The following is a 26,116-nucleotide window of genomic DNA, read 5'->3' as shown; positions in this document are numbered from 1 at the left end:
CGTATGTTTATGCTCCGATTGTTTTATGCGCGAGAAAGGCGTCGCCAGGTCATTCGCACCCATTCGCGGTGCAGGCTCAGCGAGCGCCCCATCACCACCACAACCAACAGCGCCCCTGACAGCGCGCTCGACACCTGGTTGGGGATGCCGACCATCTGTAAACCTTGTTGTAAATATCCCACCAGCAGCGCCGCCAGCGCCGTGCCGATAATGGAACCTGAACCGCCGTAGATATTCGCCCCACCAAGCACCGCGGCGGTCAGCGCCGGCATCAGCAGATCGCGGCCGAGGTCCGATCGCGCCGAGCCAAAATAGGAGACCATCACCAGCGCGGCAATGGCCGAGGCCACGCCCACCAGGCCATACAGCACGTACGGCATGCCGTTCACCGACAGCGCGGCATAGCGCGCGGCGCGCGGGTTTTGCCCGAGCAGAAACAGGTGGCGGCCAAAGCGCCCGCGATGGGCCAGCAGCCAGAAGAAAAAGGTGATGACGATAAACAGCACCAGCGGCAGCGGCAGGCCGAACAGGGTCAGGTTGGCGAAGGCGGTGAAGGCGTCGGGGAAGCCGCCAATCCCTTCATAGCCGGTCGCGCCCGCCATGCCGGAGAGCAGCAGCGCCCCGCCGCCGTAGAGGTAGAGGGTGCCGAGGGTGATCACCAGCGGGCTGATGCCGGTGTAGTGGATCAGCGCCGCGTTAATCAGCCCGCACAGCAGGCCAAGCAGCAGGGTTAGCGGGATGGCCAGCCCCATCGGCCAGCCCGCCTGCATCATCACCCCCAGCGCGATGGCGCACAGGCCGATGGTCGAGCCGAGCGAAATATCGATGCCACCGCTAATGATCACCAGCGTCAGCGGCAGGGCGACAATGCCGATACAGATAAAATCGCTGGTGCTGAACAGCAGCATATTGATATCCAGCATCCGCGGGTTAATGGCCCCGAACAGCAGAATTTCCACCACCAGCAGCGCCAGCAGCGCGCTTTCCCAGCTGAGCTTCATCACGCCACCTCTTTGTTTTTACGCTTTGTGAACGGGGCCACGCCCTTTCCCCCCTTATTACCGGGCTGAAAGCGGGCATACTTCAGCGCCCGCTGGTGGCGGCTCAGCGCCTGGCGCAGCCGCCCGTCGAGCACCAGCACGCCGAGCAGCACCAGGCCGGCAATAAAGTCGTTCCACCACGCCGGGAGCCTGAGCAGTACCAGCACGGTATCAATCTGAGTAAGGAAGAAAGCGCCGAGAAACGCGCCGATGAGCGTCCCGGTGCCGCCGAGCAGGGAAATACCGCCGAGCACGCAGGCGGCGATGGCTTTCATCTCCAGCCCGCTGCCGGTCTGGTTGGGCACAAAGCCAATTTGGGCGGCAAAAACGACGCCAGCGCAGGCTGCCAGCATGCCGTTAAGGGTAAAGGCGAGCATCCGCGTGCGGTTCACCGCGACTCCCAGCTGGCGCGCGGCAGTCAGGTTGTCGCCGACGGCGTAGAAATCGCGGCCGGCAGCGGTGCGCGACAGCATCCAGGCGCCGGCCAGCAGCAGAACCAGCACCAGCCAGCCCAGCGGCGAGATGCCGATAAACGCCGGCTCCGAGAGCGACTTGAGGCTATCCGGCAGGCCTTCAATCCATTTCCCGCCGGTCCACAGCAGCATCACCCCGCGATACAGCCCGAGGGTGCCAAGGGTGGCGACAATTGCCGGAATGCGCAGCCCCACCACCAGCAGGCCGTTAAAGGCGCCCGCCAGGGCGCCAATCGCCAGCGCAAACGCAATGGCCGCCGTCAGGCCGTAGCCGCCGTTCAGCGCCACGCCCACCGCAATGGCGCACAGGCCAACGGTGGAGCCGACGGAAACATCGATATTGCGGGTCAGCATCACCAGCGTTGCCCCGAGCGCCAGCAGGCAGAGGATTTGCGAGCTGGCGAAGATCATGCCCAGGGTCTGAAGGCTGAAGTAGGCCGGGTTGAGCGCCACCAGCCCGGCAAACAGCACCACGATGGCGAGAAAGGCGCTCAATTCGCGATTTTTCAATAACGTTTTCATGCCGCGCCTCCAAATGCCAGCGTCATCATGCGTTCAACGGTCACCGCCCGGCGCGCCAGCTCGCCGCTCTGTCGGCCCTGATGCATCACCAGCACCCGGTCGGCCAGGCCAACAAACTCATCCAGATCGCTGGAGATCATCAGCACCGCCACGTTCTGTGCGGCGACGCTTTTCAGCAGTTGGTAGATATCGGCGCGGGCGGAGACGTCCACGCCGCGCGTCGGCTCGTCGACGATCAGCAGCAGCGGATTGGCTTCAAGGCAGCGCGCCAGCAGCACCTTCTGCTGGTTACCGCCGGAGAGGGTGCGCACCGGCTGGTCGCTATCGGCAAATTTGATCCCCAGCGCCCGGTGATAGCGCTCTACCACCGCCGCCTCGCGTTTATCCTGCTGCCACAGCGATGGCTGGTTAAACATCACCGTGTTCCAGCGCACCGGCGCATCAAGAAACAGTCCGGAAACCTGACGATCTTCCGGCAGATAGACCAACCCGCTGGCAAGCCGGGCGCGGGTGCTGGCGTCGCTGATATCGCGGTTCTCCAGCCAGACCCGCCCTGCCCGCGGCGGCCGCAGGCCGTAGAGGGTTTCGGCAAATTCGGTGCGTCCGGATCCCACCAGCCCGGCGAGGCCGACGATCTCCCCGGCGTAGATCTCAAGGTTTAGATCGATAAAGCCCTCGCCGGTGAGATCCTCCACCCGCAGCACCGGGAAGTCCTGCGGCTGGGTGCGTCGGTTGCCCGGCAGCGCCAGCCATAGCTTCTGCGTATCGCTGAGGGTGTGCTCCCGGTCGGCGGGCGTCATGGCGCTCACCAGCTGATTGTCGCTGTAGTCGGCGGTGTGCCCGCTCAGCACCACCGCGCCGTCGCGCATGACCGAGACGTGACTGGCAATCTGGCGGATCTCCGGTAGCTTGTGGGAGATAAAGACGATGCCAACGCCGAGATCCTGCAGCGCGCGGATCTGGCAAAACAGACGCGCCGTTTCGCCCGGCGTTAAGGAGGCGGTGGGCTCATCGAGGATCAGGATCTGCGCCTTGCGCATCAGGCCGCGCAGGATCTCGACCATTTGCTGATCCGCCACCTCGAGGGTGCTGGCCGCCGCGTCGAGATTCAGCTGGCAGCTGAGCTGCTGCAGCTTTTCCTGCAGCTGCGCGGCGCTATCGGCGCGCTTCGGCAGGCGGAACATAATGTTTTCCCGCACCGTCAGGTTAGGGAACAGCATCGGCTCCTGCGGCACCAGATAGACGCCCTGCTGATGGGCCAGCGCGGGGGTCAGGCGCGCAAAGGTGCCGCCGCCGAGGGCCAGCTCGCCGCTGTCGGGGATTTCTACGCCAGCGACAATCTTCATCAGCGTCGATTTCCCGGCGCCGTTGCCGCCCATCAGGGCGCGCACCTGGCCGGAAAATAACGTGAAATCAATCGCCTTCAGCACGCTAATGCCGGAGAACTGTTTGCAGATTTGGCGGGCTTCAAGCAGTGGCTTCATTATCACGCCTCTATTTGAACAAATGATTTTTTAATTTAATAATGTTCAAAAGCGTAGACCCTGAACTATATTTACAACCGTGCGAGGATCACAGTTTTATGCTTTCGATCGTTTGAATAAAACCAGCGAACAGCCAAAGATCGGTTTTGCCGGCCGGCTCACATTTTCCGACCGTGCAATAGCGAACATATGATCTAAATTTTTATAAGAGTTCACTTTATGAGCGAAAAACGCATTACGGAAGAGAGCCGCTACGCCGGCCTGGCGTTAGCCGAGGAAGAGCTGGTGGCGCGGGTGGCCTGGTGCTACTACCACGACGGCCTGACGCAGAACGACATTGGTGAACGTCTGGGGTTGCCGCGGCTGAAGATCTCCCGGCTGCTGGAGAAAGGCCGGCAGTCCGGGGTGATCCGCGTGCAGATCAACTCCCGCTACGAAGGGTGCCTGGCGCTGGAGACCGAGCTGCAGCGGCGTTTCGACCTCAAGATTGCGCGCGTGCTTCCGGCGCTGAACACCCCGCCGATGAACACCCGCCTCGGGATCGGCGCGGCGCAGTCGCTGATGGGCGTACTGGCGCCGGGGCAGCTGCTGGCGGTCGGTTTCGGCGAGGCGACCATGAGCTGCCTGCAGCATCTGAGCGGCTTTATCAGCTCTCAGCAGGTGCGGCTGGTGACCCTTTCCGGCGGCGTGGGCCCTTACATGACCGGGATCGGCCAGCTGGACGCCGCCTGTAGCGTCAGCATTATCCCGGCGCCGCTGCGGGTCTCCTCCGCCGACGTCGCCGAGATCCTCCGCCGGGAGTCAAGCGTGCGCGACGTGATCCTCGCCGCCACCGCGGCGGATGCGGCGGTGGTGGGCATCGGGGCTATCGACCAGCGCCGCGACGCCACCATCCTGCGCTCCGGCTATATCAGCGAAGGCGAACAGCTGATGTACGCCCGCAAAGGAGCGATAGGCGACATTTTGGGTTATTTCCTGCAGGCCGACGGCAGGCGGGTTGAGGGGCTGGAAATTCACCGGGAACTGCTCGGCGTAACCCTCGACGAGCTGGCGCAGCTGCCAACCATCGTCGGCGTTGCCGGAGGAACGGAAAAAGCGCAGGCGATTTACGCGGCTCTGATCGGCAAGCGGATTAATGGCCTGGTAACGGAAGAGACAACAGCACGCGCGGTGCTCACGCTGGCCTCCTGACGGCCCTGCGCCGCGCAACACCAGCGAGGCGCATGTCATGAGTTACCTGTTAGCGTTAGATGCCGGGACCGGCAGCATTCGGGCGGTGGTTTTCGATCTTGCAGGGCGCCAGGTGGCGGTCGGCCAGGCCGAATGGAAGCACCTGAGCGTCGAAAATGTCCCCGGCTCGATGGAGTTCGACCTTAGCACCAACTGGCAGCTGGCCTGCCAGTGCATCCGCCAGGCGCTCGGCGCCGCTCACCTCAGCGCGGCGGATATTCAGTCTGTCGCCTGCTGCTCGATGCGCGAAGGGATCGTTTTATATGACCGCAACGGCGAGGCCATCTGGGCCTGCGCCAACGTCGACGCGCGCGCCAGCCGCGAGGTGGCGGAGCTCAAAGAGATCCACGATTTCCGCTTTGAGTCCGAAGTGTATGAGGTTTCCGGCCAAACCCTGGCGCTCAGCGCCATGCCGCGTCTGCTGTGGCTGGCCCACCATCGCCCGGATATCTATCGCCAGGCGGCCACCGTCACCATGATTAGCGACTGGCTGGCGGCAAAACTCTCCGGCGAACTGGCCGTCGACCCGTCCAACGCCGGCACCACCGGGATGCTCGATCTCTTCAGCCGCGACTGGCGTCCAGCGCTGCTGGATATGGCCGGGCTGCGCGCCGATATGCTCTCGCCGGTGAAAGAGACCGGCACGCTGCTGGGGGCGGTTACCGACGCCGCGGCCCAGCAGTGCGGGCTGCGGGCGGGCACGCCGGTGGTGATGGGCGGCGGCGACGTGCAGCTGGGCTGCCTCGGCCTCGGGGTGGTGCGCGCGGGGCAGACCGCCGTGCTGGGAGGCACCTTCTGGCAGCAGGTGGTGAACCTGCCGCAGCCGCGCACCGACCCGGAGATGAATATTCGCGTCAATCCCCACGTCATTCCCGGCATGGCCCAGGCGGAGTCGATTAGCTTCTTTACCGGCCTCACCATGCGCTGGTTCCGTGACGCCTTTTGCGCCGAAGAGAAGCTGGTGGCCGAGCGCCTCGGCGTGGACGCCTACTCCCTGCTGGAGGAGATGGCCAGCCGGGTGCCCGCCGGCTCCCACGGGGTGATGCCGATCTTCTCCGATGCGATGCATTTTAAGCAGTGGTACCACGCCGCGCCGTCGTTTATTAATCTCTCCATCGACCCGGAAAAGTGCAATAAGGCGACCCTGTTCCGCGCGCTGGAAGAGAATGCGGCGATTGTCTCGGCCTGCAATCTCGCGCAGATCTCCCGCTTCTCGGGGGTCACGTTCGATAGCCTGGTCTTCGCCGGCGGCGGCTCGAAGGGCGCGCTGTGGAGCCAGATCCTCAGCGATGTCACCGGCCTGCCGGTGCGCGTCCCGGTGGTGCGCGAGGCCACCGCCCTCGGCTGCGCCATCGCCGCCGGCGCCGGCGCCGGGCTGTACGCCGATATGGCGGCGACGGGTGAAAAGCTGGTGGGCTGGCATCGGGAGTTTACCCCTGACCCGGCGCATCGCGAGCTCTATCAGGAGATGATGAGCAAATGGCAGTCGGTCTACGCCGACCAGCTCGGGCTGGTGGACAGCGGACTGACCACCTCCATGTGGCAGGCGCCGGGGCTGGAGCCGGCTACGCGCCGCCATCGGGCCTAGCCCACCGGCCGGGCGCCATCGCAGAGAGCCGATGGTGCCCGGCCACGCATCATTCTTTGAATCCCATCACAATCGCCGCACTCCCCTTTTCCCTTTTTTCCCACGACGGCTAAATTAGTAACTCATCCGACCACATAACAATAATGTTACATATTTGCCACTGGAAGCCATTATGAGCCACTATCCGTCGTTATTCGCTCCGCTCGACCTGGGCTTTACCCAGCTTAAAAACCGCGTGCTGATGGGCTCCATGCATACCGGGCTGGAGGAACACGCCGACGGCGCAGAGCGGCTGGCGGCTTTTTACGCCGAGCGCGCGCGTCATGGGGTCGCGCTGATTGTGACCGGCGGCGTGGCGCCTGCCGCCTCCGGGGTCACGATGGCCGGCGGCGCGGTGCTCAACGACGCCAGCCACCTTGCGCATCACCGGCACATTACCGACGCGGTGCACCGCGAAGGTGGCAAAATCGCCCTGCAGATCCTGCATACCGGCCGCTACAGCTATCAGCCGCAGCTGGTCGCCCCTTCGCCGCTGCAGGCCCCGATTAACCGCTTTACCCCGCACGCCCTGAGCCACGACGAGATTCTGCAGCTGATCGACGATTTTGCCCTCTGCGCCCAGCTGGCGCGGGAAGCAGGCTACGACGGCGTCGAAGTGATGGGTTCGGAAGGGTACCTGATCAACGAATTCCTCGCCGCGCGCACCAACCACCGCGACGACGGCTGGGGCGGCGACTACGCTCAGCGCATGCGCTTTGCCGTCGAGGTCGTGCGGGCCGTGCGCCAGCGCGCGGGCGCCGACTTTATTATTATTTATCGCCTGTCGATGCTCGATCTGGTGCACGACGGCAGCACCCTGCCGGAAGTGATTATGCTGGCAAAAGCCGTTGAGGCGGCGGGTGCGACGATTATCAACACCGGCATCGGCTGGCACGAAGCGCGCATTCCGACCATCGCCACGCCGGTGCCTCGCGGCGCCTTTAGCTGGGTGACCCGCAAGCTGAAAGGCGCGGTGTCGATTCCGCTGATCACCACCAACCGAATTAACGATCCGCAGGTGGCGGAAGAGATCCTCGCCCGCGGCGACGCCGATATGGTGTCGATGGCCCGCCCCTTCCTCGCCGACGGTGAATTCCTGACGAAAGCGCAAAGCGGCCGGGCGGATGAGATCAATACCTGCATCGGCTGCAACCAGGCCTGCCTCGATCGGATCTTCGCCGGTAAAGTGACCTCCTGCCTGGTTAACCCGCGCGCCTGCCACGAAACCCTGATGCCGGTTACCCCTGCCGCCGCGCCGAAACGGCTGGCGGTAGTCGGCGCCGGCCCCGCAGGGCTGGCCTTTGCCGTCAACGCCGCCTCGCGCGGGCACCGCGTGACGCTGTTCGACGCGCAAAAAGAGATCGGCGGCCAGTTTAATATCGCCAAACAGATCCCCGGCAAAGAGGAGTTCTATGAAACCCTGCGCTACTACCGGCGGATGCTGGATCTGACCGGCGTCGATCTGCGGCTGAATACGCCGATCGACGCCGATCGGCTGATGGAGTTTGATGAGACGATCCTCGCCACCGGTATCGCTCCGCGGATGCCGGATATCGACGGCATTACTCATCCGAAGGTGCTGAGCTACCTCGACGTACTGCGCGATAAGGCGCCGGTGGGCGACAGCGTGGCGATTATCGGCTGCGGCGGCATCGGCTTTGATACCGCGATGTACCTCAGCCAGCCGGGGCCCGCCACCAGCCAGGATATTGCCGGGTTCTGCGAGGAGTGGGGAATTGATACCAGCCTGCAGAGCGCGGGCGGACTGCGGGCGGAAGGCGCCCGGCTGCCGAAAAGCCCACGCAGAATCGTCATGCTTCAGCGTAAAGCCGGTAAGCCCGGCGACGGCTTAGGCAAAACCACCGGCTGGATCCACCGCGCTACCCTGCTGGCTCGCGGCGTGAAAATGATCCCGTCGGTAAGCTATCAGAAGATCGACGATGAGGGGCTGCACGTGACGATCGACGGCGAAGCGCAGCTGTTCAGCGTCGATCGGGTGATTATCTGCGCCGGCCAGGAGCCGAAACGCGATCTGGCGGATCCGCTGCGGGCGGCGGGGAAAACGGTGCATCTGATAGGCGGCTGCGACGTGGCGACGGAGCTCGATGCCCGCCGCGCGATTGCCCAGGGAACCCGGCTGGCACTGGAGATTTAGCGACGATCGCCCGGCGGCGCAGCGCCTTTGCGGGCAACCGCCGCCGGCAGATCGGCCGATCAGCGCAGCCTGCGCGCCTTCACCGCTTTCAATACCACGAACTTATTGTTGGTGGCGATAGTGGTGCAGTTGCCAAAAATTTTCTTCAGCTTATGGAAATAGTCCAGGTGACGGTTCGCCACAATATATAGCTCGCCGTTGATCTTCAGGCAGCGGCGCGCATGGTGGAACATCTCCCAGGCGATATTATCCGTCAGCGCATGCTTCTGATGGAACGGCGGGTTGCACAGCACGGCGTTGAAGCGGAAAGGCTCCACGCCCGACAGCGCGTTGTTAATCATAAATTCGCAGCGGTCCAGCGCTTCCGGCATGTTGGTTTCAACGTTCAGGCGGCTGGAGGCAACGGCCATCGGCGATTCATCAACAAACACCACGCTGGCCTGCGGGTTTTTCTCCAGCAGCGCCAGGCCAACCACGCCGTTGCCGCAGCCGAGATCGACAATCTCGCCTTCGAGGTTTGCAGGAAGATGCTCGATAAAGAAGCGTGCGCCAATATCCAGCCCGGTCCGGGAGAAGACGTTCGCGTGGTTGTGGATAGTCCAGTCGGTGCCGTCCAGCTTCCAGCTGAGGGTTTCCGGGGCATCGGCCAACGCGGGCGCGCTGAAGGTGCAGTTGATCAGGCGCGCTTTCTTCCAGGCCAGGGTCGTGGTAGTCGGGCCCAGCACCTTTTCAAACAGCTCCAGCGTCGAGGTATGGATATCCCGCGCCTTGGCTCCGGCGATAATGCGGGTTTGCGGCGTCACCACCAGGCGCAGCGCGCGCAGCTGCTGCTCCAGCAGCGCCATCGTTTTCGGCACTTTTATCAGCACCACGCCCGGCGCCTGCGGGTATTCGGCGGTGCTGTCGAGAAACTTGACGCTGGATTCAGCAATATCGTTATGGCGCAGGTTCTCACGAGTGGCGAGCTCGGTGAGGTACGAATCGCCGATGCTGTAAGGCGTGTGTTCGGCCAGCGCGCAGCTCAAAGCGCCGAAGGTGTCGTTCAGAATCAGGACCGGGCCGTTAATCTCCGTATCGTCCAACTGCTGCAGCAGGTATTCATCCGCCGCTTCCCACGCCAGCAGCGGGTTAACGTCGTCCGTTTCCGGGAAACGTTTCAGTGTCAGTGAACGGAAACCGTTGTCTAAGTGGCTCATCGGCCCTCCTGAGTGGTAAAATTTTGGCGTTATCCCTGAAAAGGGTGCGTGAGTATACCCTTTTTATTTTTTATTTGGGGCTTTGATGAGTCAACTAACTTACCTGCAGGGCTATCCGGAGAGCTTACTCTCTCAGGTGCGCACATTAATTGCCGAGCAGCGCCTTGGCGCGGTGCTGGAAAAACGCTATCCGCAGAGCCACGACGTCAACAGCGATAAGGCGTTGTATCAATATACCCAGGATTTGAAAACCCGCTTTTTGCGCGGCGCGGCGCCGGTGAATAAAGTGATGTATGACAGCAAGATCCACGTGCTGAACAACGCGCTCGGCCTGCATACCGCTATTTCGCGCGTGCAGGGCGGCAAGCTGAAGGCGAAGGCCGAAATTCGGGTCGCGACGGTGTTCCGCGACGCGCCGGAAGCCTTTCTGCGGATGATTGTGGTTCACGAGCTGGCGCATCTGAAAGAAAAGGACCACAACAAAGCCTTCTATCAGCTCTGCTGCTATATGGAGCCGCAGTACCACCAGCTGGAGTTTGATACCCGCCTGTGGCTAACGCACCTTTCGCTAAATCGTTCTGCGCAGTAGCGCACTGGTTTTGTCATGATGGCATGCTAGAGTGGCAAAAGGTTCCCTTTCACGGAGTTCGTCAACCTTTATGATTCGTTTCGCAGTTGTTGGCACAAACTGGATAACCCGCCAGTTTGTCGATGCCGCCCATGAAACCGGCAAGTATAAGCTCACCGCCATCTACTCCCGCAGCCTTGAACAGGCGCAGGCTTTCGCTAAGGATTATCCGGTCGAACACCTGTTCACCTCGCTGGACGATCTGGCGCAGAGCGATGCCGTTGACGCGGTGTATATCGCCAGCCCGAACTCCCTGCACTTCCCGCAAACGCATCTGTTTTTGACGCATAAAAAGCACGTGATTTGCGAAAAACCGCTGGCCTCAAATATCCGCGAAGCCGAAGCCGCTATCGCCGCCGCGAAGGAAAACCAGGTGGTGCTGTTCGAAGCCTTTAAAACCGCCAGCCTGCCAAACTTCCAGCTACTGCAGCAGTCGCTGAGCAAAATTGGCCGCCTGCATAAAGCCTTTATCAACTACTGCCAGTACTCTTCACGCTACCAGCGCTATCTCGACGGCGAGAATCCGAACACCTTCAATCCGGCCTTCTCTAACGGCTCGATCATGGATATCGGCTTTTACTGCCTGGCCTCGGCGGTCGCGCTGTGGGGCGAGCCGTGCGCCGTCCACGCCAGCGCCAGCCTGCTGGAGAGCGGCGTCGACGCCCAGGGCACGGTGGTGCTGAGCTATCCTGATTTCGACGTCACCCTGCACCATTCGAAAGTGAGCGACTCGACGCTGCCGAGTGAAATCCAGGGCGAAGCCGGCGCGCTGGTTATCGAGAAAATCTCCGAATGCCAGAAGGTGTGCTTCATTCCGCGCGGCGGAAAAGCCCAGGACCTGACGCAGCCGCAGCATATCAATACTATGCTGTATGAAGCGGAAGAGTTTGCCCGGCTGGTTGAAGCCAATCAGGTTGCTCACCCGGGTCTGGAGGTTAGCCGCATTACGGCGAAGCTGCTGAGCGAGATTCGCCGTCAGACCGGGGTCGTTTTCCCAGCGGATAGCCTGCCTGCGGCGTAAAAGAGTGTAAGGTGCCGTCAGCGACCATTGACGCCATTTATGACTTGTAATACTTTGTTACGCGCAAAGGGGAGTAACTTCCTTGCCGGTGGATCGTCATTACGATGCGTGTTAAAGCGCATCCGGTCGCCGGGCAACGGTAAAAGGCCGCGTCCTGTGGGCGAGTCCTTTTACCGTTGTAAGTGAGACCTTGCCGGAAGGCGAGGTCTATGCATAAACACGCAGCGGCTGCCGTCTTCCGACGTCAGCCGTTTTGTTTTTATGTAAGGAATATCGTAATGAATAGTGTCGGCACACCGTTGTTATGGGGCGGATTCGCTGTTGTCGTAGCGATCATGCTGGCTATCGACCTGCTGCTTCAGGGACGTCGCGGTGCGCATAGCATGACCATGAAGCAGGCCGCGGGCTGGTCAATTCTGTGGGTCACTCTCTCCCTCCTCTTTAACGCCGCTTTCTGGTGGTATCTGGTACAAACCGAAGGGCGCGCGGTCGCCGATCCGCAGGCGCTGGCCTTCCTCACCGGCTACCTGATCGAGAAAGCGCTGGCCGTCGATAACGTCTTTGTCTGGCTGATGCTGTTTAGCTGCTTCGCCGTACCGCCTGCGCTACAGCGTCGGGTGCTGGTATACGGGGTTCTTGGGGCGATCGTGCTGCGTACGGTGATGATTTTCGCCGGCAGCTGGCTTATCTCTCAGTTTGAGTGGCTACTCTATATCTTCGGCGCGTTCCTGCTGTTTACCGGCGTGAAGATGGCGCTGGCGAAAGAGGATGATTCCGGCATCGGCGATAAGCCGCTGGTACGCTGGATCCGCAGCCACCTGCGGATGACCGATAAAATTGAGGGCGAGCACTTCTTTACCCGGCAAAACGGCGTGCTGTTCGCCACGCCTCTGCTGCTGGTGCTGATCCTCGTGGAGATAAGCGACGTCATTTTCGCCGTCGATAGCATTCCGGCTATTTTCGCCGTCACCACCGATCCGTTTATCGTCCTGACCTCTAACCTGTTCGCGATCCTCGGCCTGCGCGCGATGTACTTCCTGCTGGCAGGCGTGGCGGAACGCTTCTCGATGCTGAAATATGGCCTGTCGATCATTCTGGTCTTTATCGGTATCAAGATGCTGATCGTCGATTTCTACCATATCCCGATCGGCATTTCGCTCGGTACGGTAGGCGGGATTCTGGCGCTGACGCTGCTGATTAACGCCTGGGTCAACCGACAACACGATAAGAAGAAACAGTTACAATAAGCCACCTACGGCCGGGCGGACCCCCTTTTCACCCGGCCAGCAACGCCCACCGTGCATTATCTCTCACCATGTCACAAAAATGTTAATGCATAGTTAAAAAACAAGATCTCGGATAAAGAAGCAGCATTTTACGCTTCCTCCTTAGCGTTCTTTCCGTATACTCGACCAGGCAAACATTTATTTACATCCGAACATAAACGTAACCAATAATACGTACGTGCCGCGGGAAGCTACATCACAAGAAGGTATTTATAATGACAACACAAACTCCCCCATCGGGCCTGTTTCAACGCCTGGCACAGGGCAGCCTGGTCAAACAAATTGTAGTGGGTCTGGTGCTTGGCGTACTGCTGGCGCTGGTTTCGAAACCGGCCGCAATCGCCGTTGGCCTCCTCGGTACGCTGTTCGTCAGCGCGCTGAAAGCCGTTGCACCGGTGCTGGTGCTGATGCTGGTGATGGCCTCTATCGCCAACCACCAACAGGGGCAAAAAACCAGCATCCGTCCCATTCTGTTCCTGTACCTGCTGGGGACCTTCAGCGCCGCATTAACCGCCGTGTTGTTTAGCTTTGTTTTCCCTTCCACGCTGCATCTGAGCTCCGCCGCCGGCGATATTACGCCTCCATCGGGGATTGTCGAGGTCCTGCGTGGGCTGCTGATGAGCATGGTTTCAAACCCAATTGATGCCCTGCTCAATGCCAACTATATCGGAATTCTGGTATGGGCGGTCGGTCTGGGCTTTGCGCTGCGTCACGGTAACGAGACGACCAAAAACCTGATCAATGACGTCTCCCATGCGGTGACCTTCATTGTGAAAGTGGTCATTCGGTTTGCGCCGCTGGGTATTTTCGGCCTGGTCGCTTCAACCCTGGCGACGACCGGTTTCGCCACGCTGTGGGGCTATGCCCAGCTGCTGATCGTGCTGGTGGGCTGTATGCTGCTGGTGGCGCTGGTGATTAATCCGCTGCTGGTGTTCTGGAAAATCCGCCGTAACCCGTACCCGCTGGTGATGACCTGTCTGCGTGAAAGCGGCGTTTACGCCTTCTTCACCCGCAGCTCCGCAGCTAATATCCCGGTGAATATGGCGCTGTGTGAAAAACTGAACCTCGACCGCGATACCTATTCTGTCTCTATCCCGCTGGGTGCCACCATCAATATGGCCGGGGCCGCGATCACCATCACCGTGCTGACGCTGGCTGCCGTGCATACTCTGGGTATTCCGGTGGATCTGCCGACGGCGCTGCTGCTCAGCGTAGTCGCGGCACTGTGCGCCTGCGGCGCTTCCGGTGTGGCGGGCGGCTCTCTGCTGCTGATTCCGCTGGCCTGTAACATGTTCGGCATTCCCAATGATGTCGCCATGCAGGTGGTTGCCGTCGGCTTTATCATCGGCGTATTGCAGGACTCTTGCGAAACCGCGCTCAACTCCTCTACCGATGCGCTGTTCACCGCCGCGGCCTGTATTGCTGAAGATGAGCAGTTGGCGAAAAACGCGCTGCGCAGCTAATTCACGGCCACAGGAAGGGCCTATAAAACAAAACGGCGTATCATCATCTGATACGCCGTTTTTGCATCGTCTTCCCCCACTAATTCACTCCGCAGTTCAGAACTTCCCGGTCACTCAACGGAGCCAGGGCCAGGGCGGCGTGAAGGATGACGCGTCATTAGAGAGTGACGCCGCTTTTAAAGATCGCCAGCTCGCGGAAGTCGTTGCGTTCGTTACAGGTCTGCCTGCCGCTGGCTATCTCAGCGATAGTATCCACAAACTCTTCCAGCAGCTGCGGCATGGCTTTACCGTGAATCAGCTGGCCAGCGTCAAAGTCGATCCAGTGTTTCTTTTTCGCCGCCAGTTCGCTGTTGGTGGCAATTTTTACCGTCGGTACAAAGCCACCGTAAGGCGTGCCGCGACCGGTGCTGAATAGCACCATGTGGCAGCCGGCGCCGGCCAGCGCGCTGGTCGCGACCGCGTCGTTGCCCGGCGCGCTCAGCAGGTTCAGGCCATGAACCTTCAGACGCTCGCCGTAGCGCAGAACATCCACTACCTGGCTGGAGCCCGCTTTCTGCGTGCAGCCCAGCGACTTATCTTCCAGGGTGGTGATCCCGCCCGCTTTATTGCCCGGCGACGGGTTCTCGTAAATCGGCTGGTTGTGGGCAATGAAGTACTGCTTAAAGTCGTTCACCATGGTGACCAGCTTGTCGAACGTCGCTTCATCGCGACAGTGGCTCATCAGCAGCTGCTCGGCGCCGAACATCTCCGGCACCTCCGTCAGTACGGTTGTGCCGCCGTTAGCAATCAGGTAGTCAGAAAAACGCCCCAGCATCGGGTTGGCGGTGATCCCCGACAGCCCGTCCGAGCCGCCGCATTCGAGGCCAAACTTCAGCTCGCTGAGCTTGCCCGGCTCGCGCTTGTCCTCGCGCATCGCCTGATAAAGCTGGTGGAGATGTTCGATCCCCGCCTCCACTTCATCTTCCTGGGCCTGGCAGACCATAAAGCGCACGCGCTGCGGGTCGAAGTCGCCCAGCGTCTCCCGGAAGGCGTCGACCTGATTATTTTCACAGCCGAGGCCGATCACCAGTACCGCGCCGGCGTTGGGATGACGCACCATATTTTGCAGCATGGTGCGGGTATTGATATGGTCATCCCCCAGCTGCGAGCAGCCGTAGGTATGGCTGAAGAGGAAAACGCCGTCGGTGCCTGCCGCGTCCTGGGTCTCTTTCAGGAAGCGGTTCTGGATCTGACGCGCAATGCCGTTGACGCAGCCCACGGTCGGCAGGATCCACAGCTCGTTGCGCACCCCGACGTCGCCGTTAGCCCGGCGATAAATCTGTACCTCGCGATCGGCGGGCTGCGCCGACGGCTCGGCGAGATCCGGTTGATAGCTATACTCGTCAAGGTCGCTCAGGTTGGTCCGCGTATTGTGGGCATGAATATGCTCCCCTGGCGCGATATCCGCCAGCGCATGACCAATGGGCAAGCCATACTTAATGACGTTTTTTCCCTTCGCAATGCCGCATAGCGCGAACTTGTGCCCGCGGACGATATCCTGGCTTAGCGTGACCACCGCATCGTCGATAGTGACCGTCGTGCCTGCCGCCATATCAGCCAACGCCACCGCGACGTTATCCTGCGAATGGATTTTAATGTATTGCATATCAACCGACCTCTGGTCTTAGTTCAGTTCAATGGCGAAGTAATCACGCGCATTGTTAAAGCAGATGTTTTGCACCATCTCGCCCAGCAGCTGAATATCTGCCGGCGCTTCTCCTGCCTCTACCCAGCGGCCGATCATCTGGCACTGGATGCGGCGGAAATATTCATGACGCGTGTAGGAGAGGAAGCTGCGGCTGTCGGTCAGCATGCCGACGAAACGGCTCAGCAGGCCAAGCTGAGCCAGCTGGGTCATTTGACGCTCCATGCCGTCTTTCTGATCGTTGAACCACCAGCCGGAACCGAACTGCATCTTGCCCGGCATCCCCTCGCCCTGGAAGTTACCGATCATGGTGCCCAGCACTTCGTTATCGCGCGGGTTCAGGCAGTAGAGGATGGTTTTCGGCAGCAGGTTCTCTTCGTTCTGCTTGCTCAGCAGCTTCGACAGCTCTTCCGCCATCGGCCGATCGTTGATGGAGTCGAAACCAACGTCCGGCCCTAACAGCTTGAACTGGCGCTGGTTGTTGTTACGCAGCGCGCCGATGTGGTACTGCTGTACCCAGCCGCGGCGGGCGTACTCTGCGCCGAGGAACACCAGCACGGCGGTTTTGAACTGCGCGACTTCGCGCTCGCTCAGGACGGCACCGGTCAGACGGCGGGCGAGGATGCTATCCAGCTCGGCCTCGCTGGCTTCAGCAAACAGCACCACGTCCAGCGCGTGGTCGGAGACTTTACAGCCGTGAGCCGCGAAGTGATCGAGACGCTTCGTTAACGCGGACTGCAGGTCGGCAAAGCAGTGAATATCGGTATCGGATACTTCGCCCAGCGTCGCCATATAGTCGCTGAAGGTCGCCTGTTCGATATTAAACGCCTTATCCGGACGCCAGCTCGGCAGGACTTTAGTGGTGAAGCTCGCGTCTTTCGCCACCGCCGCGTGGTGTTCCAGCGAATCAACCGGATCGTCGGTCGTCCCGACCATTTTCACGTTCATCTGCTGCATGATGCCGCGGGCCGAGAAACGATCCTGAGCCAGCAGATCGTTACACTGCTCCCAGATTTCATCGGCGGTAGCCGGAGACAGCACCTTACCTGTAATACCAAAAGGACGACGCAGCTCAAGATGCGTCCAGTGGTATAACGGGTTGCCAATGGTATGCGGCACGGTGGCGGCCCAGGCGGCAAACTTCTCGCGATCCGACGCATCGCCGGTACACAGGCGTTCAGCAACGCCGTTAGTGCGCATCGCGCGCCATTTGTAATGATCGCCTTTCAGCCAGATGTCATACAGATTTTTAAAACGATAATTTTCGGCAATCTGCTGCGGAGGCAGGTGGCAGTGATAGTCGAAAATCGGCTGATCTTTGGCATAATCATGGTACAGACGGCGGGAAAATTCGGTATCAAGCAGAAAATCTTCAGTCATAAACGGTGTCATTTTCTTTTCCTCTTCGCCCCTTTGGGGAGCCCTTCAGATGATTGACTATCATGCTGACAAAGTTATCACACCAATTCCAAGAGGCTAAAATCTTTTTCGTGAGTTAGATCAATAAACGCTGACAAAAAAATGACCGCCAAAGGAGTAAAATATTCGTCAGGCCGCGCCAGTACTGGCTTTGCTCGCAGAGAATAATACCCCCATAAACTTTCCCACTTTTGTGACGGCACTCAACTTTTGAAGTTGTATGACAAGTTATCTTGATTTCGTCGAAACATATGAACCGACGGGATGCATTACCGAATGACAACAGGCATCGGATTGAACGGTATGGATGCCGGATTAAACATAACGATTGATGGCAAGGTTCAGGCCATACGGGTTTCCCACCCTGAGCCCTCCGTTCTCCCTCTTCATCGCCGTTACGGAGCTGAAGATGGCCGCACTCGCTGCGGATATAAAACTAACGATGAGGTTTTACATGCGTAAAATTAAAGGGTTACGTTGGTATATGATTGCACTGGTGACATTTGGCACCGTGCTGGGGTACCTGACGCGTAACACTGTGGCTGCGGCTGCGCCAACTCTGATGGAAGAGTTACACATCTCCACCCAACAGTATTCCTATATCATCGCGGCCTACTCGGCTGCTTATACCGTTATGCAGCCTGTTGCGGGCTACGTGCTGGATGTTCTGGGTACCAAAATCGGCTACGCCTTCTTCGCTATCGCCTGGGCTATTTTCTGCGGCTCAACGGCGCTGGCAGGCAGCTGGGGCGGATTAGCCCTGGCGCGTGGCGCCGTGGGTGCCGCTGAAGCCGCTATGATCCCTGCGGGCCTGAAGGCCAGTTCGGAATGGTTTCCGGCCAAAGAGCGCTCTATTGCCGTTGGCTACTTCAACGTTGGCTCCTCGATCGGGGCGATGATCGCACCGCCGCTGGTGGTCTGGGCGATTGTGATGCACAGCTGGCAGATGGCGTTCATCATCTCCGGCGTCCTGAGCTTCGCATGGGCAATGGCGTGGCTGGTGTTCTATAAGCACCCGCGTGACCAGAAAAAACTAACCAGCGAAGAGCGCGACTACATCATCGGCGGCCAGGAGTCTCAGCATCAGACCAACAACGGTAAGAAGATGTCGCCGTGGCAGATCCTGCGCAACCGTCAGTTCTGGGGTATCGCCCTGCCGCGCTTCCTTGCGGAGCCGGCCTGGGGGACCTTCAACGCGTGGATCCCGCTGTTCATGTTTAAAGTGTATGGCTTTAACCTGAAAGAGATCGCCATGTTCGCATGGATGCCGATGCTGTTCGCTGACCTCGGCTGCATCGTGGGTGGCTACCTGCCGCCGCTGTTCCAGCGCTGGTTTGGCGTCAACCTGATCGTCTCGCGTAAAATGGTCGTCACCATGGGCGCCGTACTGATGATTGGCCCGGGTATGATTGGCCTGTTCACCAGCCCGTTCGTGGCTATCGCCCTGCTGTGCGTCGGCGGCTTTGCTCACCAGGCGCTGTCCGGGGCGCTGATTACGCTCTCTTCCGACGTATTCGGTCGTAATGAAGTGGCGACCGCTAACGGCCTGACCGGTATGGCGGCCTGGATGGCGAGCACCATGTTTGCGCTGGTGGTCGGCGCGCTGGCGGACACCATCGGCTTTAGCCCGCTGTTTGCCGTGCTGGCGGTGTTCGACCTTCTGGGCGCCGTCGTCATCTGGACCGTACTGAAGAACAAATCGGCGGACGACGACCCCACCCCGCTCGGTACCCGTAAACCGGTGACGCAAAGCTAGCGCCTGCACCGCAAGATTGACCCGCTAAAGCCGCCTCGATAAAGGCGGCTTTTTCATGCCTGACAGTGGTGGGATGCGCGTAAAAGTGGTATAACAAATTCAATATTGTCGCCATCTTCCGGGAGCGAATATGGAAATCACAGAACCACGTCGTTTGTATCAACAGCTAGCCGCAGAGTTGAAGGCACGTATTGAACAAGGTGTCTACCTGGTGGGCGATAAGCTGCCCGCAGAGCGGTTTATTGCCGACGAGAAAAGCGTTAGCCGTACCGTGGTTCGCGAAGCCATTATCATGCTGGAAGTCGAAGGCTATGTGGAAGTGCGCAAAGGCTCGGGCATTCACGTTATCTCCAATCATCCGAAGCACCAGCAGCCCATCGACGAGACCCTGGAGTTCGCCAACTACGGTCCGTTTGAGCTGCTGCAGGCCCGGCAGCTGATTGAGAGCAATATCGCCGAGTTTGCCGCCACCCAGGTGACCAAGCAGGACATCATGAAGCTTATGGAGATCCAGGAGAACGCGCGGAAAGAGAAGTGCTTCCGCGATTCCGAGTGGGACCTCCAGTTTCACGTTCAGGTTGCACTGGCGACCCAGAACTCCGCCCTCGCGGCGATTGTCGAAAAAATGTGGACCCAGCGCGTGCACAACCCCTACTGGAAAAAACTGCACGACCATATCGACATGCGCACCGTCGATAGCTGGTGCGACGATCACGATCAAATCCTTAAGGCGCTGATTCGTAAAGATCCGCACGCTGCGAAGCTGGCGATGTGGCAGCACCTGGAAAACACCAAGCTGATGCTGTTCAACGAAACCAGCGATGATTTTGAATTCAATGCCGATCGTTACCTGTTTGCGGAAAATCCGGTTGTTCACCTCGATACCGCCGCCAACGGCGTAAAATAAGCGATATCCTCATTCCGGGCCGGCGCCCAGCGTCTGCCCGCCATCCTGACCAGGTAAGCAAATATCTATAGTGTCAGCCTGTGTAAAGACACTCGCCACCCGCCGCCGCAATCAGCAAAATCAACAAGCAACAAACTGCAATTTATCTGCCGTAAAGTCAGCGGTTTTGTTACAATTAGATGCATTTCGTCGTTCTGCAGCTCGCATTTGCTTATCTTTATCTGATGCACCACCCCTTCAGGGTACGTGCAGAGAGCAAGGGAAGAGATACCCGGTAGCGTGAATAGCAATAGCGGCTGGTTTTTCCGCGCAAAAGTAGCCTGGAACGACCTGAAGAAGATGATGCCAGACAGGGATCCGTTCAGACCGCATCAGCAGCGACCATAATCCAATAACAACCTATGTCGCTATATTTACACTGCGTTCAGACGTACCGTTAACCGATGTACCAGGAATCGTGAATGGAACTATTAACCCAATTGTTAAATGCTCTATGGAGCCAGGATTACGAAACTCTCGCCAATCCCTCCATGATTGGCATGCTGTATTTCGTCTTATTTATGATTTTATTCCTCGAAAACGGCCTGCTTCCGGCCGCTTTTTTACCGGGCGATAGCCTGCTGGTTTTGGTTGGCGTCCTGATTGCTAAGGGCGCAATGGGCTTCCCCGAAACGCTGCTGCTGCTCACAACAGCCGCCAGCCTCGGCTGCTGGCTGAGCTATATTCAGGGCCGCTGGCTGGGCAACACGCGGATTGTGCAGAACTGGCTTTCACATCTGCCGTCCCACTACCACCAGCGCGCGCACCATCTGTTCCATAAGCACGGGCTTTCCGCGCTGCTGATTGGCCGCTTTATCGCTTTCGTTCGTACCCTGCTGCCGACCATTGCCGGCATCTCGGGGCTGAACAACGCGCGCTTCCAGTTCTTTAACTGGATGAGCGGCCTGCTGTGGGTACTGATTCTGACCTCTCTGGGCTACCTGCTGGGCAAAACGCCGGTATTCCTGAAATATGAAGATCAGCTCATGTCCTGCCTGATGCTGCTGCCGGTGGTGCTGCTGGTATTTGGCTTAATCGGCTCGCTCGTGGTGATGTGGAAGAAAAAACACAGAAGTCGGGGCTGATGATGGTTAAAAAACGCCCTTCTCTGCGTAAGTTGGGCTGGATGCTGGGCGGTTCTCTTTTGCTGTGCACCCTGTTCTGGCTGTGGCTGGCGGCACAACAGCAGGAAGCCACCCTCGCTATCCACCCTGTAAGTCAGGATGTTGGTATGCCGGACGGTTTTTCCGTCTGGCACCATCTTGATGCCAACGGCATTCGTTTTAAAAGCATCACGCCGCAAAAAGATGGCCTGCTGATCAAATTTGATTCCAGCGCCCAGGGAATAGCGGCGAAAGAAGTGCTGGGACGCGCCCTGCCGCACGGCTATATTATTGCTTTGCTGGAGGAAGATAACACGCCGACAGCATGGCTCTCCCGCCTGCGCGATACGCCACACAGGTTTGGATAATTTCCAAAATTCTGAATATTTTCACGCAGTTTGGTGATTTCCTGTTTTCCTTACTATGCTTAAGACTGCGGGAGCCACCGGGCTGACGTTAATCAACTGGATCGGGTCTATCCTACGGATATGCCCTCACACAATGGAAGGTAGCATCCATGAAACACCGCATCGCTTTGATCCTGGTTTTAACTTCGCTTAGCTCCAGCGCCTTTGCCATCTCCCCTTGTCAGGAAAAAGAGCAGGATATCCAGCGGGAGATTAGCTATGCCGAGAAACATCACAATCAGAACCGTATTGATGGCCTCAATAAGGCGCTGCGTGAAGTTCAGGCCCACTGTAGCGACAGTAAGCTCAAAGCCGATCACCAGCAAAAAATCGCTAAACAGCGGGAAGAGATTAGCGAGCGTCAGCGCGATCTGCGCGAAGCCGAACAGAAAGGCGATGCTGAGAAAATCAGCAAGCGCCAGCATAAACTTGATGAAGCGCAGCAAGAGCTAAAAGCGCTTGAGTCACGTGAGTACTAGTATGTATATGGACCACTCTACAGGAGAGAAAGATGCCTAAAGATAACGTTGCAGACGACCTGCGTGCAGAACTGAAGACTCTGGCTGATACCCTGGAAGAAGTGCTGAACTCCTCCACGGATAAATCGAAGGAAGAGATAGGCAAGCTGCGCAGCAAAGCAGAAAGCGCGCTGAAAGAGAGCCGCGTACGCCTGGGTGAAACCGGCGATGCCATCGTCAGGCAGACCCGTGAAAGCGCCGCGCGCGCCGACGAATACGTTCGCGAAAATCCGTGGACCGGCGTAGGTATTGGCGCAGCCGTTGGGCTGGTGCTGGGTGTCCTGCTGACGCGTCGCTAATTATGGCGGACTCTCAACGCACGCAAGGACCGGGTCAGAGCGTTTTCGGCATCGGCCAGCGCATCGTATCGCTGCTGGTTGAAATGGTGGAAACGCGTCTGCGTCTGGTGGTCGTGGAGCTGGAAGAAGAGAAGGCTAACCTCTTCCAGCTGTTCCTGATGCTGGGGCTGACCCTGCTGTTCGCCGCGTTTGGCTTGATGAGCCTGCTGGTGCTCATTATCTGGGCCGTCGATCCGCAGTATCGCCTGAACGTCATGATAGCCACCACCGCCGTGCTGCTGCTCGCTTCGCTGATCGGCGGTATCTGGACGCTACGCAAGGCCCGGCGTTCGACGTTCCTGCGTCATACACGCACGGAGCTGGCTAACGACAGAGCGCTGCTGGAGGATGATTAACCATGAGCAGTCAACAGGAACGTGAGCGGCGCAAGACTCTTCTGCTGCACCAGATCCAGCAGCAGCGGCTGGATTTAACCGCCGGCCGTCGCGACTGGCTAGCGGCCACCGCCCCGCTCGACCGAGGCTGGCTGACGCTGCAAAACCTGCGCTCGTGGGCGCTGGTCGGCAGCGGCGTGATGGCCATCTGGTCCGTTCGCCACCCTCGCTTTCTTATGCGCTGGACCCGGCGCGGCGTCGGTGCCTGGAGTACCTGGCGTATGGTTAAAGGCCTGCTGCGCCAGCAATCATCGCGCTAAGGCACACCGCGCGGAGTTCCCCATCTGCTTTGCTCTCAGGACCTTAACCGGTCCTTTTATTTGCCTGTCGCCTGAAAAATCACTCAGAATTCTTGATGAAGTTCTACAGTTTTCCTTGCTAACAATTCCCCCAACGTCTCGCTAATATTCTCTCCATCGACAGCAACCCCGCGTAATTACGCAGGTTTGCACCAAAAAACAAAACCGCCGCCCTTTGGGTTTTCTGGAGTAATAAATGAAAAAATTAGAAGATGTTGGTGTACTGGTAGCGCGTATCCTGATGCCAATCCTGTTTATCACCGCAGGCTGGGGAAAAATCACCGGATATGCAGGTACTCAGCAATACATGGAAGCCATGGGCGTCCCGGGTGCATTACTGCCGTTAACCATTCTGCTTGAGTTCGGCGGCGGCCTGGCCATCCTGTTCGGCTTCCTGACCCGTACGACCGCGCTGTTCACCGCCGGTTTTACCCTGCTGACCGCGTTCCTGTTCCACAGCAACTTTGCTGAAGGCGTGAACTCGCTGATGTTCATGAAAAACCTGACCATCGCAGGCGGCTTCCTGCTGCTGGCTATCACCGGTCCAGGCGCATTCAGCATCGACCGCGTGCTGAATAAAAAGTGGTAAGCACACTATACTGAATCAAAAAGCGAGGAGATATCTCCTCGCTTTTGCTATCTACAGTCTGAAGGAGGAAACAATGGGACAATTAGTTGACGGCGTCTGGCACGATACCTGGTATGACACCAAATCCACCGGAGGACGATTCAAGCGTTCCGTTTCGGCCTTCCGTAACTGGCTGACAGCCGATGGCGCACCCGGGCCGAGCGGCGATGGCGGCTTTGCTGCCGAAAAAGATCGCTATCATCTGTACGTCTCCCTCGCCTGTCCCTGGGCACATCGCACCCTTATTCTGCGCAAGCTAAAAGGCCTGGAGCCATTTATCTCCGTCTCGGTCGTCAATCCCCTGATGTTCGAGAACGGCTGGACGTTCGATAGCAGCTTCCCGGACGCCACCGGCGATACGCTGTATCAGCACCAGTTTCTCTATCAGCTCTATCTGCAGGCCGACCCGCAATATACCGGGAGAGTGACGGTGCCGATCCTGTGGGATAAGAAGCTGCAAACTATCGTCAGCAACGAATCGGCTGAAATTATTCGTATGTTCAATACCCCCTTCGACGGGCTGGGGGCAACCGCCGGCGATTACTACCCGCCTGCATTGCGCGAGAACATCGATGAGCTGAACGGCTGGATTTACGACAGCGTGAATAACGGCGTTTATAAAGCCGGGTTCGCCACCAGCCAGAAGGCTTATGATGAAGCCGTTGATGGCGTATTTGCTTCGCTGGAACGCCTGGAGCAGATCCTCAGCCAGCACCGTTACCTGACGGGCAGCCAGCTAACCGAAGCCGATATTCGTCTGTGGACCACCCTCGTGCGCTTCGACCCGGTGTATGTCACCCACTTTAAGTGTGACCAGCGGCGCATCAGCGATTACCCAAATTTGTACGGCTTCCTGCGCGATATCTATCAGATGCCGGGCATTGCCGAGACCGTCGATTTTGGCCATATTCGCAACCACTACTACCGCAGCCATAAAACCATCAACCCGACCGGAATTATCTCCGTCGGTCCGCAGCAGGATCTGCACGAGCCGCACGGCCGTGACCTTCTTTTCCGCTGATATATTGGGCGCCCGCAGCGGCGCCTAAATTTTACAGCCACGATATTTACCCGCCTTTCATTCCCGTCTATTCTTATTACGATCGCTTTAAAAACAAGTGATTGACGGCTAATCGAGGCATAAACATGGACTGGTATATACAGGTAATAAGAAACTATATTGGCTTTGGCGGCCGCGCCCGTCGTAAAGAGTACTGGATGTTTATTCTGGTCAATATCATCCTCACCGGCGTGCTCAGCATTATCGATAAAATGCTGGGCTGGCAGCGGGCGGGGGGTGAAGGCATCCTGACGACGATTTACGGCGTGCTGATCTTTTTGCCATGGTGGGCGGTGCAGTTTCGGCGTTTGCACGACACGGACCGTTCGGCGTGGTGGCTACTGCTGCTGCTGATCCCGGTCATCGGCTGGCTGGCGATTCTGGTCTTCAATTGCCAAAGCGGAACGCCCGGAAATAACCGCTTCGGACCCGACCCAAAACCCCTTTCATAGCTCATTATGCGCACCGCCTTCGCGCGGTGCGCAGCGCTGATTTACTTCCCGGTAAACAGTCTGGGGATTTCCCGCAGGCACCAGGATTTGGCCTCGCCCATACTGTCGCGGCGCCAGGCCATAATAATGTCAATCTCATTGGTATATTCCGGGCTGACAACCCGTAAGCGCCCTTCGGCAATATCCTGCTCCACCAGCGGATAGGGCATGGTCGCCACTCCCAGCCCTGCCAGCAGCGCCTGGCGCTTATCTTCAATGGTGCTGACCGTTAAACGCGGCTGCTTGTCGAGCAGCTGCACCGTCAGCACCGGACGTTCACGCGCGGTATCCGCTACCGCCACGCCGCGATACTTCACCCGCGTGACTTCGGAAAGCGGCTCCGGCTCCTGATGAATAGGATGATTCGGCGCGGCAACATAGACGTTCAGCACCGAATAGAGCTTACGCGAGTTAATTTCCGACGAAGAGCGAAAATGCATATCCGGCGCAACGACGATATCCGCCCGGCCCTGCTCCAGGCGCTCCCATGCGCCGGCGAGCACTTCGGTAATGACCGAGAGCTGCGTGTTCGATTTGGTCGCCAGCTTTTCAATCAGCGGGAAAAAGTCGGTGGTCGGCACCAGCGCTTCGGTGACGATGGTCAGATGCGTTTCCCAGCCGCGGGAGAGCGCTTCGGCATCGGTGGTGAGCTTATCCGCCGCCTCCAGCAGGACCCGTCCGCGCTCCAGCAGCATGCGGCCGACGTTGGTGAATTTTGTTCGATGACCGGAGCGGTCAAACAGCACCACGTCCAGCTCCTCTTCCAGTTTTTGCATCGTGTAGCTAAGTGCAGAAGGGACGCGTCCGAGCTCGTCAGCCGCGGCGGCAAAGCTCCCGCGCCGGTCGATCGCATCCATTACGCGCAACGCTTCCAGCGTTAATGCTCTCTCTCTGGCCATAGCACTCTCGTTCAGGAAATTTGAATATACCGGGCAGAATATCTGGCT

Annotated in this window: 23 protein-coding genes and 2 pseudogenes; 18 read left to right on the top strand and 7 right to left on the bottom strand. The window is 58.8% G+C overall.

Features of this window, described 5'->3' with window-relative positions:
• Positions 1–7 precede the first annotated feature (7 nt).
• The 3 genes and pseudogenes from lsrD to lsrA form a co-directional block, all read right to left on the bottom strand.
• Positions 8–1,001, bottom strand: a pseudogene (lsrD, locus tag GVK32_RS02420) (autoinducer 2 ABC transporter permease LsrD).
• Entirely contained in the window at positions 1,001–2,035 is a 1,035-nt protein-coding gene (gene lsrC, locus GVK32_RS02415) for an autoinducer 2 ABC transporter permease LsrC (RefSeq protein ID WP_041147331.1), read from the bottom strand. The pseudogene lsrD and the gene lsrC overlap by 1 nt, the downstream one beginning before the upstream one ends.
• Complete coding sequence (gene lsrA, locus GVK32_RS02410) at positions 2,032–3,519, bottom strand: autoinducer 2 ABC transporter ATP-binding protein LsrA (RefSeq protein WP_159864764.1); 1,488 nt, start codon at positions 3,517–3,519, stop codon at positions 2,032–2,034. Before lsrA ends, lsrC begins: the two co-directional genes overlap by 4 nt.
• A 219-nt stretch (positions 3,520–3,738) precedes the next feature.
• Here lsrA and lsrR point away from each other — a divergent pair, with 219 nt between their 5' ends.
• The 3 genes and pseudogenes from lsrR to GVK32_RS02395 all read left to right on the top strand — a co-directional run bounded on the left by lsrR (position 3,739) and on the right by GVK32_RS02395 (position 8,531).
• On the top strand, positions 3,739–4,710 hold the full coding sequence (lsrR, locus tag GVK32_RS02405; RefSeq protein WP_045856735.1) for a transcriptional regulator LsrR: 972 nt from the start codon (positions 3,739–3,741) through the stop codon (positions 4,708–4,710).
• A 37-nt stretch (positions 4,711–4,747) separates the two neighbouring features.
• Positions 4,748–6,341 (top strand): annotated as a pseudogene (gene lsrK / locus GVK32_RS02400) (autoinducer-2 kinase); the annotation flags it as partial.
• A 168-nt stretch (positions 6,342–6,509) separates the two neighbouring features.
• Positions 6,510–8,531, top strand: coding sequence for an NADPH-dependent 2,4-dienoyl-CoA reductase (locus GVK32_RS02395; RefSeq protein WP_159864758.1), 2,022 nt, complete (start codon positions 6,510–6,512; stop codon positions 8,529–8,531).
• Positions 8,532–8,590: 59 nt separating this feature from the next.
• On the opposite strand, the gene rlmG is transcribed toward GVK32_RS02395, so the two are convergent.
• Entirely contained in the window at positions 8,591–9,727 is a 1,137-nt protein-coding gene (gene rlmG, locus GVK32_RS02390) for a 23S rRNA (guanine(1835)-N(2))-methyltransferase RlmG (RefSeq protein WP_159864755.1), read from the bottom strand.
• 85 nt (positions 9,728–9,812) lie between these two features.
• Between rlmG and GVK32_RS02385 the strand changes: the two genes are divergently transcribed.
• The 4 genes from GVK32_RS02385 to sstT all read left to right on the top strand — a co-directional run bounded on the left by GVK32_RS02385 (position 9,813) and on the right by sstT (position 14,125).
• A complete protein-coding gene (locus GVK32_RS02385; RefSeq protein ID WP_041147337.1) occupies positions 9,813–10,316 on the top strand; it encodes a M48 family metallopeptidase in 504 nt (167 codons plus the stop codon).
• Between the two features lie 70 nt (positions 10,317–10,386).
• On the top strand, positions 10,387–11,376 hold the full coding sequence (locus tag GVK32_RS02380) for a Gfo/Idh/MocA family protein (protein ID WP_159864752.1): 990 nt from the start codon (positions 10,387–10,389) through the stop codon (positions 11,374–11,376).
• Between the two features lie 278 nt (positions 11,377–11,654).
• Complete coding sequence (locus GVK32_RS02375) at positions 11,655–12,623, top strand: TerC family protein (RefSeq protein ID WP_159864749.1); 969 nt, start codon at positions 11,655–11,657, stop codon at positions 12,621–12,623.
• A 254-nt stretch (positions 12,624–12,877) separates the two neighbouring features.
• The gene (gene sstT, locus GVK32_RS02370) at positions 12,878–14,125 is read left to right on the top strand and encodes a serine/threonine transporter SstT (protein ID WP_159864746.1); all 1,248 of its coding nucleotides are present in this window, start codon (positions 12,878–12,880) and stop codon (positions 14,123–14,125) included.
• A gap of 157 nt (positions 14,126–14,282) precedes the next feature.
• On the opposite strand, the gene GVK32_RS02365 is transcribed toward sstT, so the two are convergent.
• Together GVK32_RS02365 and uxaC are read right to left on the bottom strand one after the other, a co-directional pair.
• On the bottom strand, positions 14,283–15,770 hold the full coding sequence (locus GVK32_RS02365; protein ID WP_159864743.1) for a UxaA family hydrolase: 1,488 nt from the start codon (positions 15,768–15,770) through the stop codon (positions 14,283–14,285).
• Between the two features lie 18 nt (positions 15,771–15,788).
• Positions 15,789–17,201: a glucuronate isomerase gene (gene uxaC / locus GVK32_RS02360; protein ID WP_159864740.1), complete on the bottom strand. Its 1,413-nt coding sequence runs from the start codon at positions 17,199–17,201 to the stop codon at positions 15,789–15,791.
• Positions 17,202–17,682: 481 nt separating this feature from the next.
• On the opposite strand from uxaC, the gene GVK32_RS02355 reads away from it, so the two are divergent.
• The 11 genes from GVK32_RS02355 (at position 17,683) to GVK32_RS02305 (ending at position 25,130) form a co-directional block, all read left to right on the top strand.
• On the top strand, positions 17,683–18,984 hold the full coding sequence (locus GVK32_RS02355) for an MFS transporter (protein WP_159864737.1): 1,302 nt from the start codon (positions 17,683–17,685) through the stop codon (positions 18,982–18,984).
• A 130-nt stretch (positions 18,985–19,114) separates the two neighbouring features.
• A complete protein-coding gene (gene exuR, locus GVK32_RS02350; RefSeq protein WP_041147344.1) occupies positions 19,115–19,891 on the top strand; it encodes a transcriptional regulator ExuR in 777 nt (258 codons plus the stop codon).
• 461 nt (positions 19,892–20,352) lie between these two features.
• Positions 20,353–21,015: a DedA family general envelope maintenance protein YqjA gene (gene yqjA, locus GVK32_RS02345; protein ID WP_041147345.1), complete on the top strand. Its 663-nt coding sequence runs from the start codon at positions 20,353–20,355 to the stop codon at positions 21,013–21,015.
• On the top strand, positions 21,015–21,401 hold the full coding sequence (gene mzrA, locus GVK32_RS02340; RefSeq protein ID WP_200842821.1) for an EnvZ/OmpR regulon moderator MzrA: 387 nt from the start codon (positions 21,015–21,017) through the stop codon (positions 21,399–21,401). The genes yqjA and mzrA overlap by 1 nt, the downstream gene beginning before the upstream one ends.
• 149 nt (positions 21,402–21,550) lie before the next feature.
• The gene (locus GVK32_RS02335; protein ID WP_041147346.1) at positions 21,551–21,919 is read left to right on the top strand and encodes a DUF1090 domain-containing protein; all 369 of its coding nucleotides are present in this window, start codon (positions 21,551–21,553) and stop codon (positions 21,917–21,919) included.
• A 32-nt stretch (positions 21,920–21,951) separates the two neighbouring features.
• Positions 21,952–22,257 carry a YqjD family protein gene (locus tag GVK32_RS02330; protein ID WP_041147347.1) on the top strand — a complete coding sequence of 102 codons (306 nt, stop codon included), beginning with the start codon at positions 21,952–21,954 and terminating at the stop codon, positions 22,255–22,257.
• A 2-nt stretch (positions 22,258–22,259) separates the two neighbouring features.
• Positions 22,260–22,652, top strand: coding sequence for a phage holin family protein (locus tag GVK32_RS02325; RefSeq protein ID WP_076946587.1), 393 nt, complete (start codon positions 22,260–22,262; stop codon positions 22,650–22,652).
• Between the two features lie 2 nt (positions 22,653–22,654).
• Positions 22,655–22,951, top strand: coding sequence for a YqjK-like family protein (locus GVK32_RS02320; RefSeq protein WP_159864734.1), 297 nt, complete (start codon positions 22,655–22,657; stop codon positions 22,949–22,951).
• 235 nt (positions 22,952–23,186) lie between these two features.
• Positions 23,187–23,579 carry a DoxX family protein gene (locus GVK32_RS02315; RefSeq protein WP_004867955.1) on the top strand — a complete coding sequence of 131 codons (393 nt, stop codon included), beginning with the start codon at positions 23,187–23,189 and terminating at the stop codon, positions 23,577–23,579.
• 73 nt (positions 23,580–23,652) lie between these two features.
• Positions 23,653–24,639, top strand: a complete 987-nt coding sequence (locus GVK32_RS02310) for a glutathione S-transferase family protein (RefSeq protein WP_159864731.1) — start codon at positions 23,653–23,655, stop codon at positions 24,637–24,639.
• Between the two features lie 125 nt (positions 24,640–24,764).
• A complete protein-coding gene (locus GVK32_RS02305; protein WP_159864729.1) occupies positions 24,765–25,130 on the top strand; it encodes a DUF805 domain-containing protein in 366 nt (121 codons plus the stop codon).
• 41 nt (positions 25,131–25,171) lie between these two features.
• On the opposite strand, the gene GVK32_RS02300 is transcribed toward GVK32_RS02305, so the two are convergent.
• Positions 25,172–26,068, bottom strand: coding sequence for a LysR family transcriptional regulator (locus GVK32_RS02300; protein WP_041147352.1), 897 nt, complete (start codon positions 26,066–26,068; stop codon positions 25,172–25,174).
• Between the last annotated feature and the right edge of the window lie 48 nt (positions 26,069–26,116).

This window comes from Klebsiella sp. 18074, assembly GCF_902705905.1.
In the GTDB taxonomy this organism is placed as follows: Bacteria; Pseudomonadota; Gammaproteobacteria; order Enterobacterales; family Enterobacteriaceae; genus Klebsiella; species Klebsiella terrigena.
Note: the sequence above shows the minus strand (reverse complement) of the source record. Positions and strands in the feature narration are given on the sequence as shown.

Coding starts and splice junctions, on each gene's coding strand:
- lsrA (WP_159864764.1), bottom strand. CDS start 3,519: ATGAAGCCACTGCTTGAAGCCCGCCAAATCTGCAAACAGTTCTCCGGC.
- GVK32_RS02395 (WP_159864758.1), top strand. CDS start 6,510: ATGAGCCACTATCCGTCGTTATTCGCTCCGCTCGACCTGGGCTTTACC.
- GVK32_RS02325 (WP_076946587.1), top strand. CDS start 22,260: ATGGCGGACTCTCAACGCACGCAAGGACCGGGTCAGAGCGTTTTCGGC.
- GVK32_RS02385 (WP_041147337.1), top strand. CDS start 9,813: ATGAGTCAACTAACTTACCTGCAGGGCTATCCGGAGAGCTTACTCTCT.
- GVK32_RS02330 (WP_041147347.1), top strand. CDS start 21,952: ATGCCTAAAGATAACGTTGCAGACGACCTGCGTGCAGAACTGAAGACT.
- GVK32_RS02320 (WP_159864734.1), top strand. CDS start 22,655: ATGAGCAGTCAACAGGAACGTGAGCGGCGCAAGACTCTTCTGCTGCAC.
- GVK32_RS02305 (WP_159864729.1), top strand. CDS start 24,765: ATGGACTGGTATATACAGGTAATAAGAAACTATATTGGCTTTGGCGGC.
- uxaC (WP_159864740.1), bottom strand. CDS start 17,201: ATGACACCGTTTATGACTGAAGATTTTCTGCTTGATACCGAATTTTCC.
- mzrA (WP_200842821.1), top strand. CDS start 21,015: ATGATGGTTAAAAAACGCCCTTCTCTGCGTAAGTTGGGCTGGATGCTG.
- yqjA (WP_041147345.1), top strand. CDS start 20,353: ATGGAACTATTAACCCAATTGTTAAATGCTCTATGGAGCCAGGATTAC.
- GVK32_RS02335 (WP_041147346.1), top strand. CDS start 21,551: ATGAAACACCGCATCGCTTTGATCCTGGTTTTAACTTCGCTTAGCTCC.
- GVK32_RS02375 (WP_159864749.1), top strand. CDS start 11,655: ATGAATAGTGTCGGCACACCGTTGTTATGGGGCGGATTCGCTGTTGTC.
- GVK32_RS02365 (WP_159864743.1), bottom strand. CDS start 15,770: ATGCAATACATTAAAATCCATTCGCAGGATAACGTCGCGGTGGCGTTG.
- GVK32_RS02380 (WP_159864752.1), top strand. CDS start 10,387: ATGATTCGTTTCGCAGTTGTTGGCACAAACTGGATAACCCGCCAGTTT.
- GVK32_RS02315 (WP_004867955.1), top strand. CDS start 23,187: ATGAAAAAATTAGAAGATGTTGGTGTACTGGTAGCGCGTATCCTGATG.
- GVK32_RS02300 (WP_041147352.1), bottom strand. CDS start 26,068: ATGGCCAGAGAGAGAGCATTAACGCTGGAAGCGTTGCGCGTAATGGAT.
- lsrC (WP_041147331.1), bottom strand. CDS start 2,035: ATGAAAACGTTATTGAAAAATCGCGAATTGAGCGCCTTTCTCGCCATC.
- sstT (WP_159864746.1), top strand. CDS start 12,878: ATGACAACACAAACTCCCCCATCGGGCCTGTTTCAACGCCTGGCACAG.
- rlmG (WP_159864755.1), bottom strand. CDS start 9,727: ATGAGCCACTTAGACAACGGTTTCCGTTCACTGACACTGAAACGTTTC.
- GVK32_RS02355 (WP_159864737.1), top strand. CDS start 17,683: ATGCGTAAAATTAAAGGGTTACGTTGGTATATGATTGCACTGGTGACA.
- GVK32_RS02310 (WP_159864731.1), top strand. CDS start 23,653: ATGGGACAATTAGTTGACGGCGTCTGGCACGATACCTGGTATGACACC.
- lsrR (WP_045856735.1), top strand. CDS start 3,739: ATGAGCGAAAAACGCATTACGGAAGAGAGCCGCTACGCCGGCCTGGCG.
- exuR (WP_041147344.1), top strand. CDS start 19,115: ATGGAAATCACAGAACCACGTCGTTTGTATCAACAGCTAGCCGCAGAG.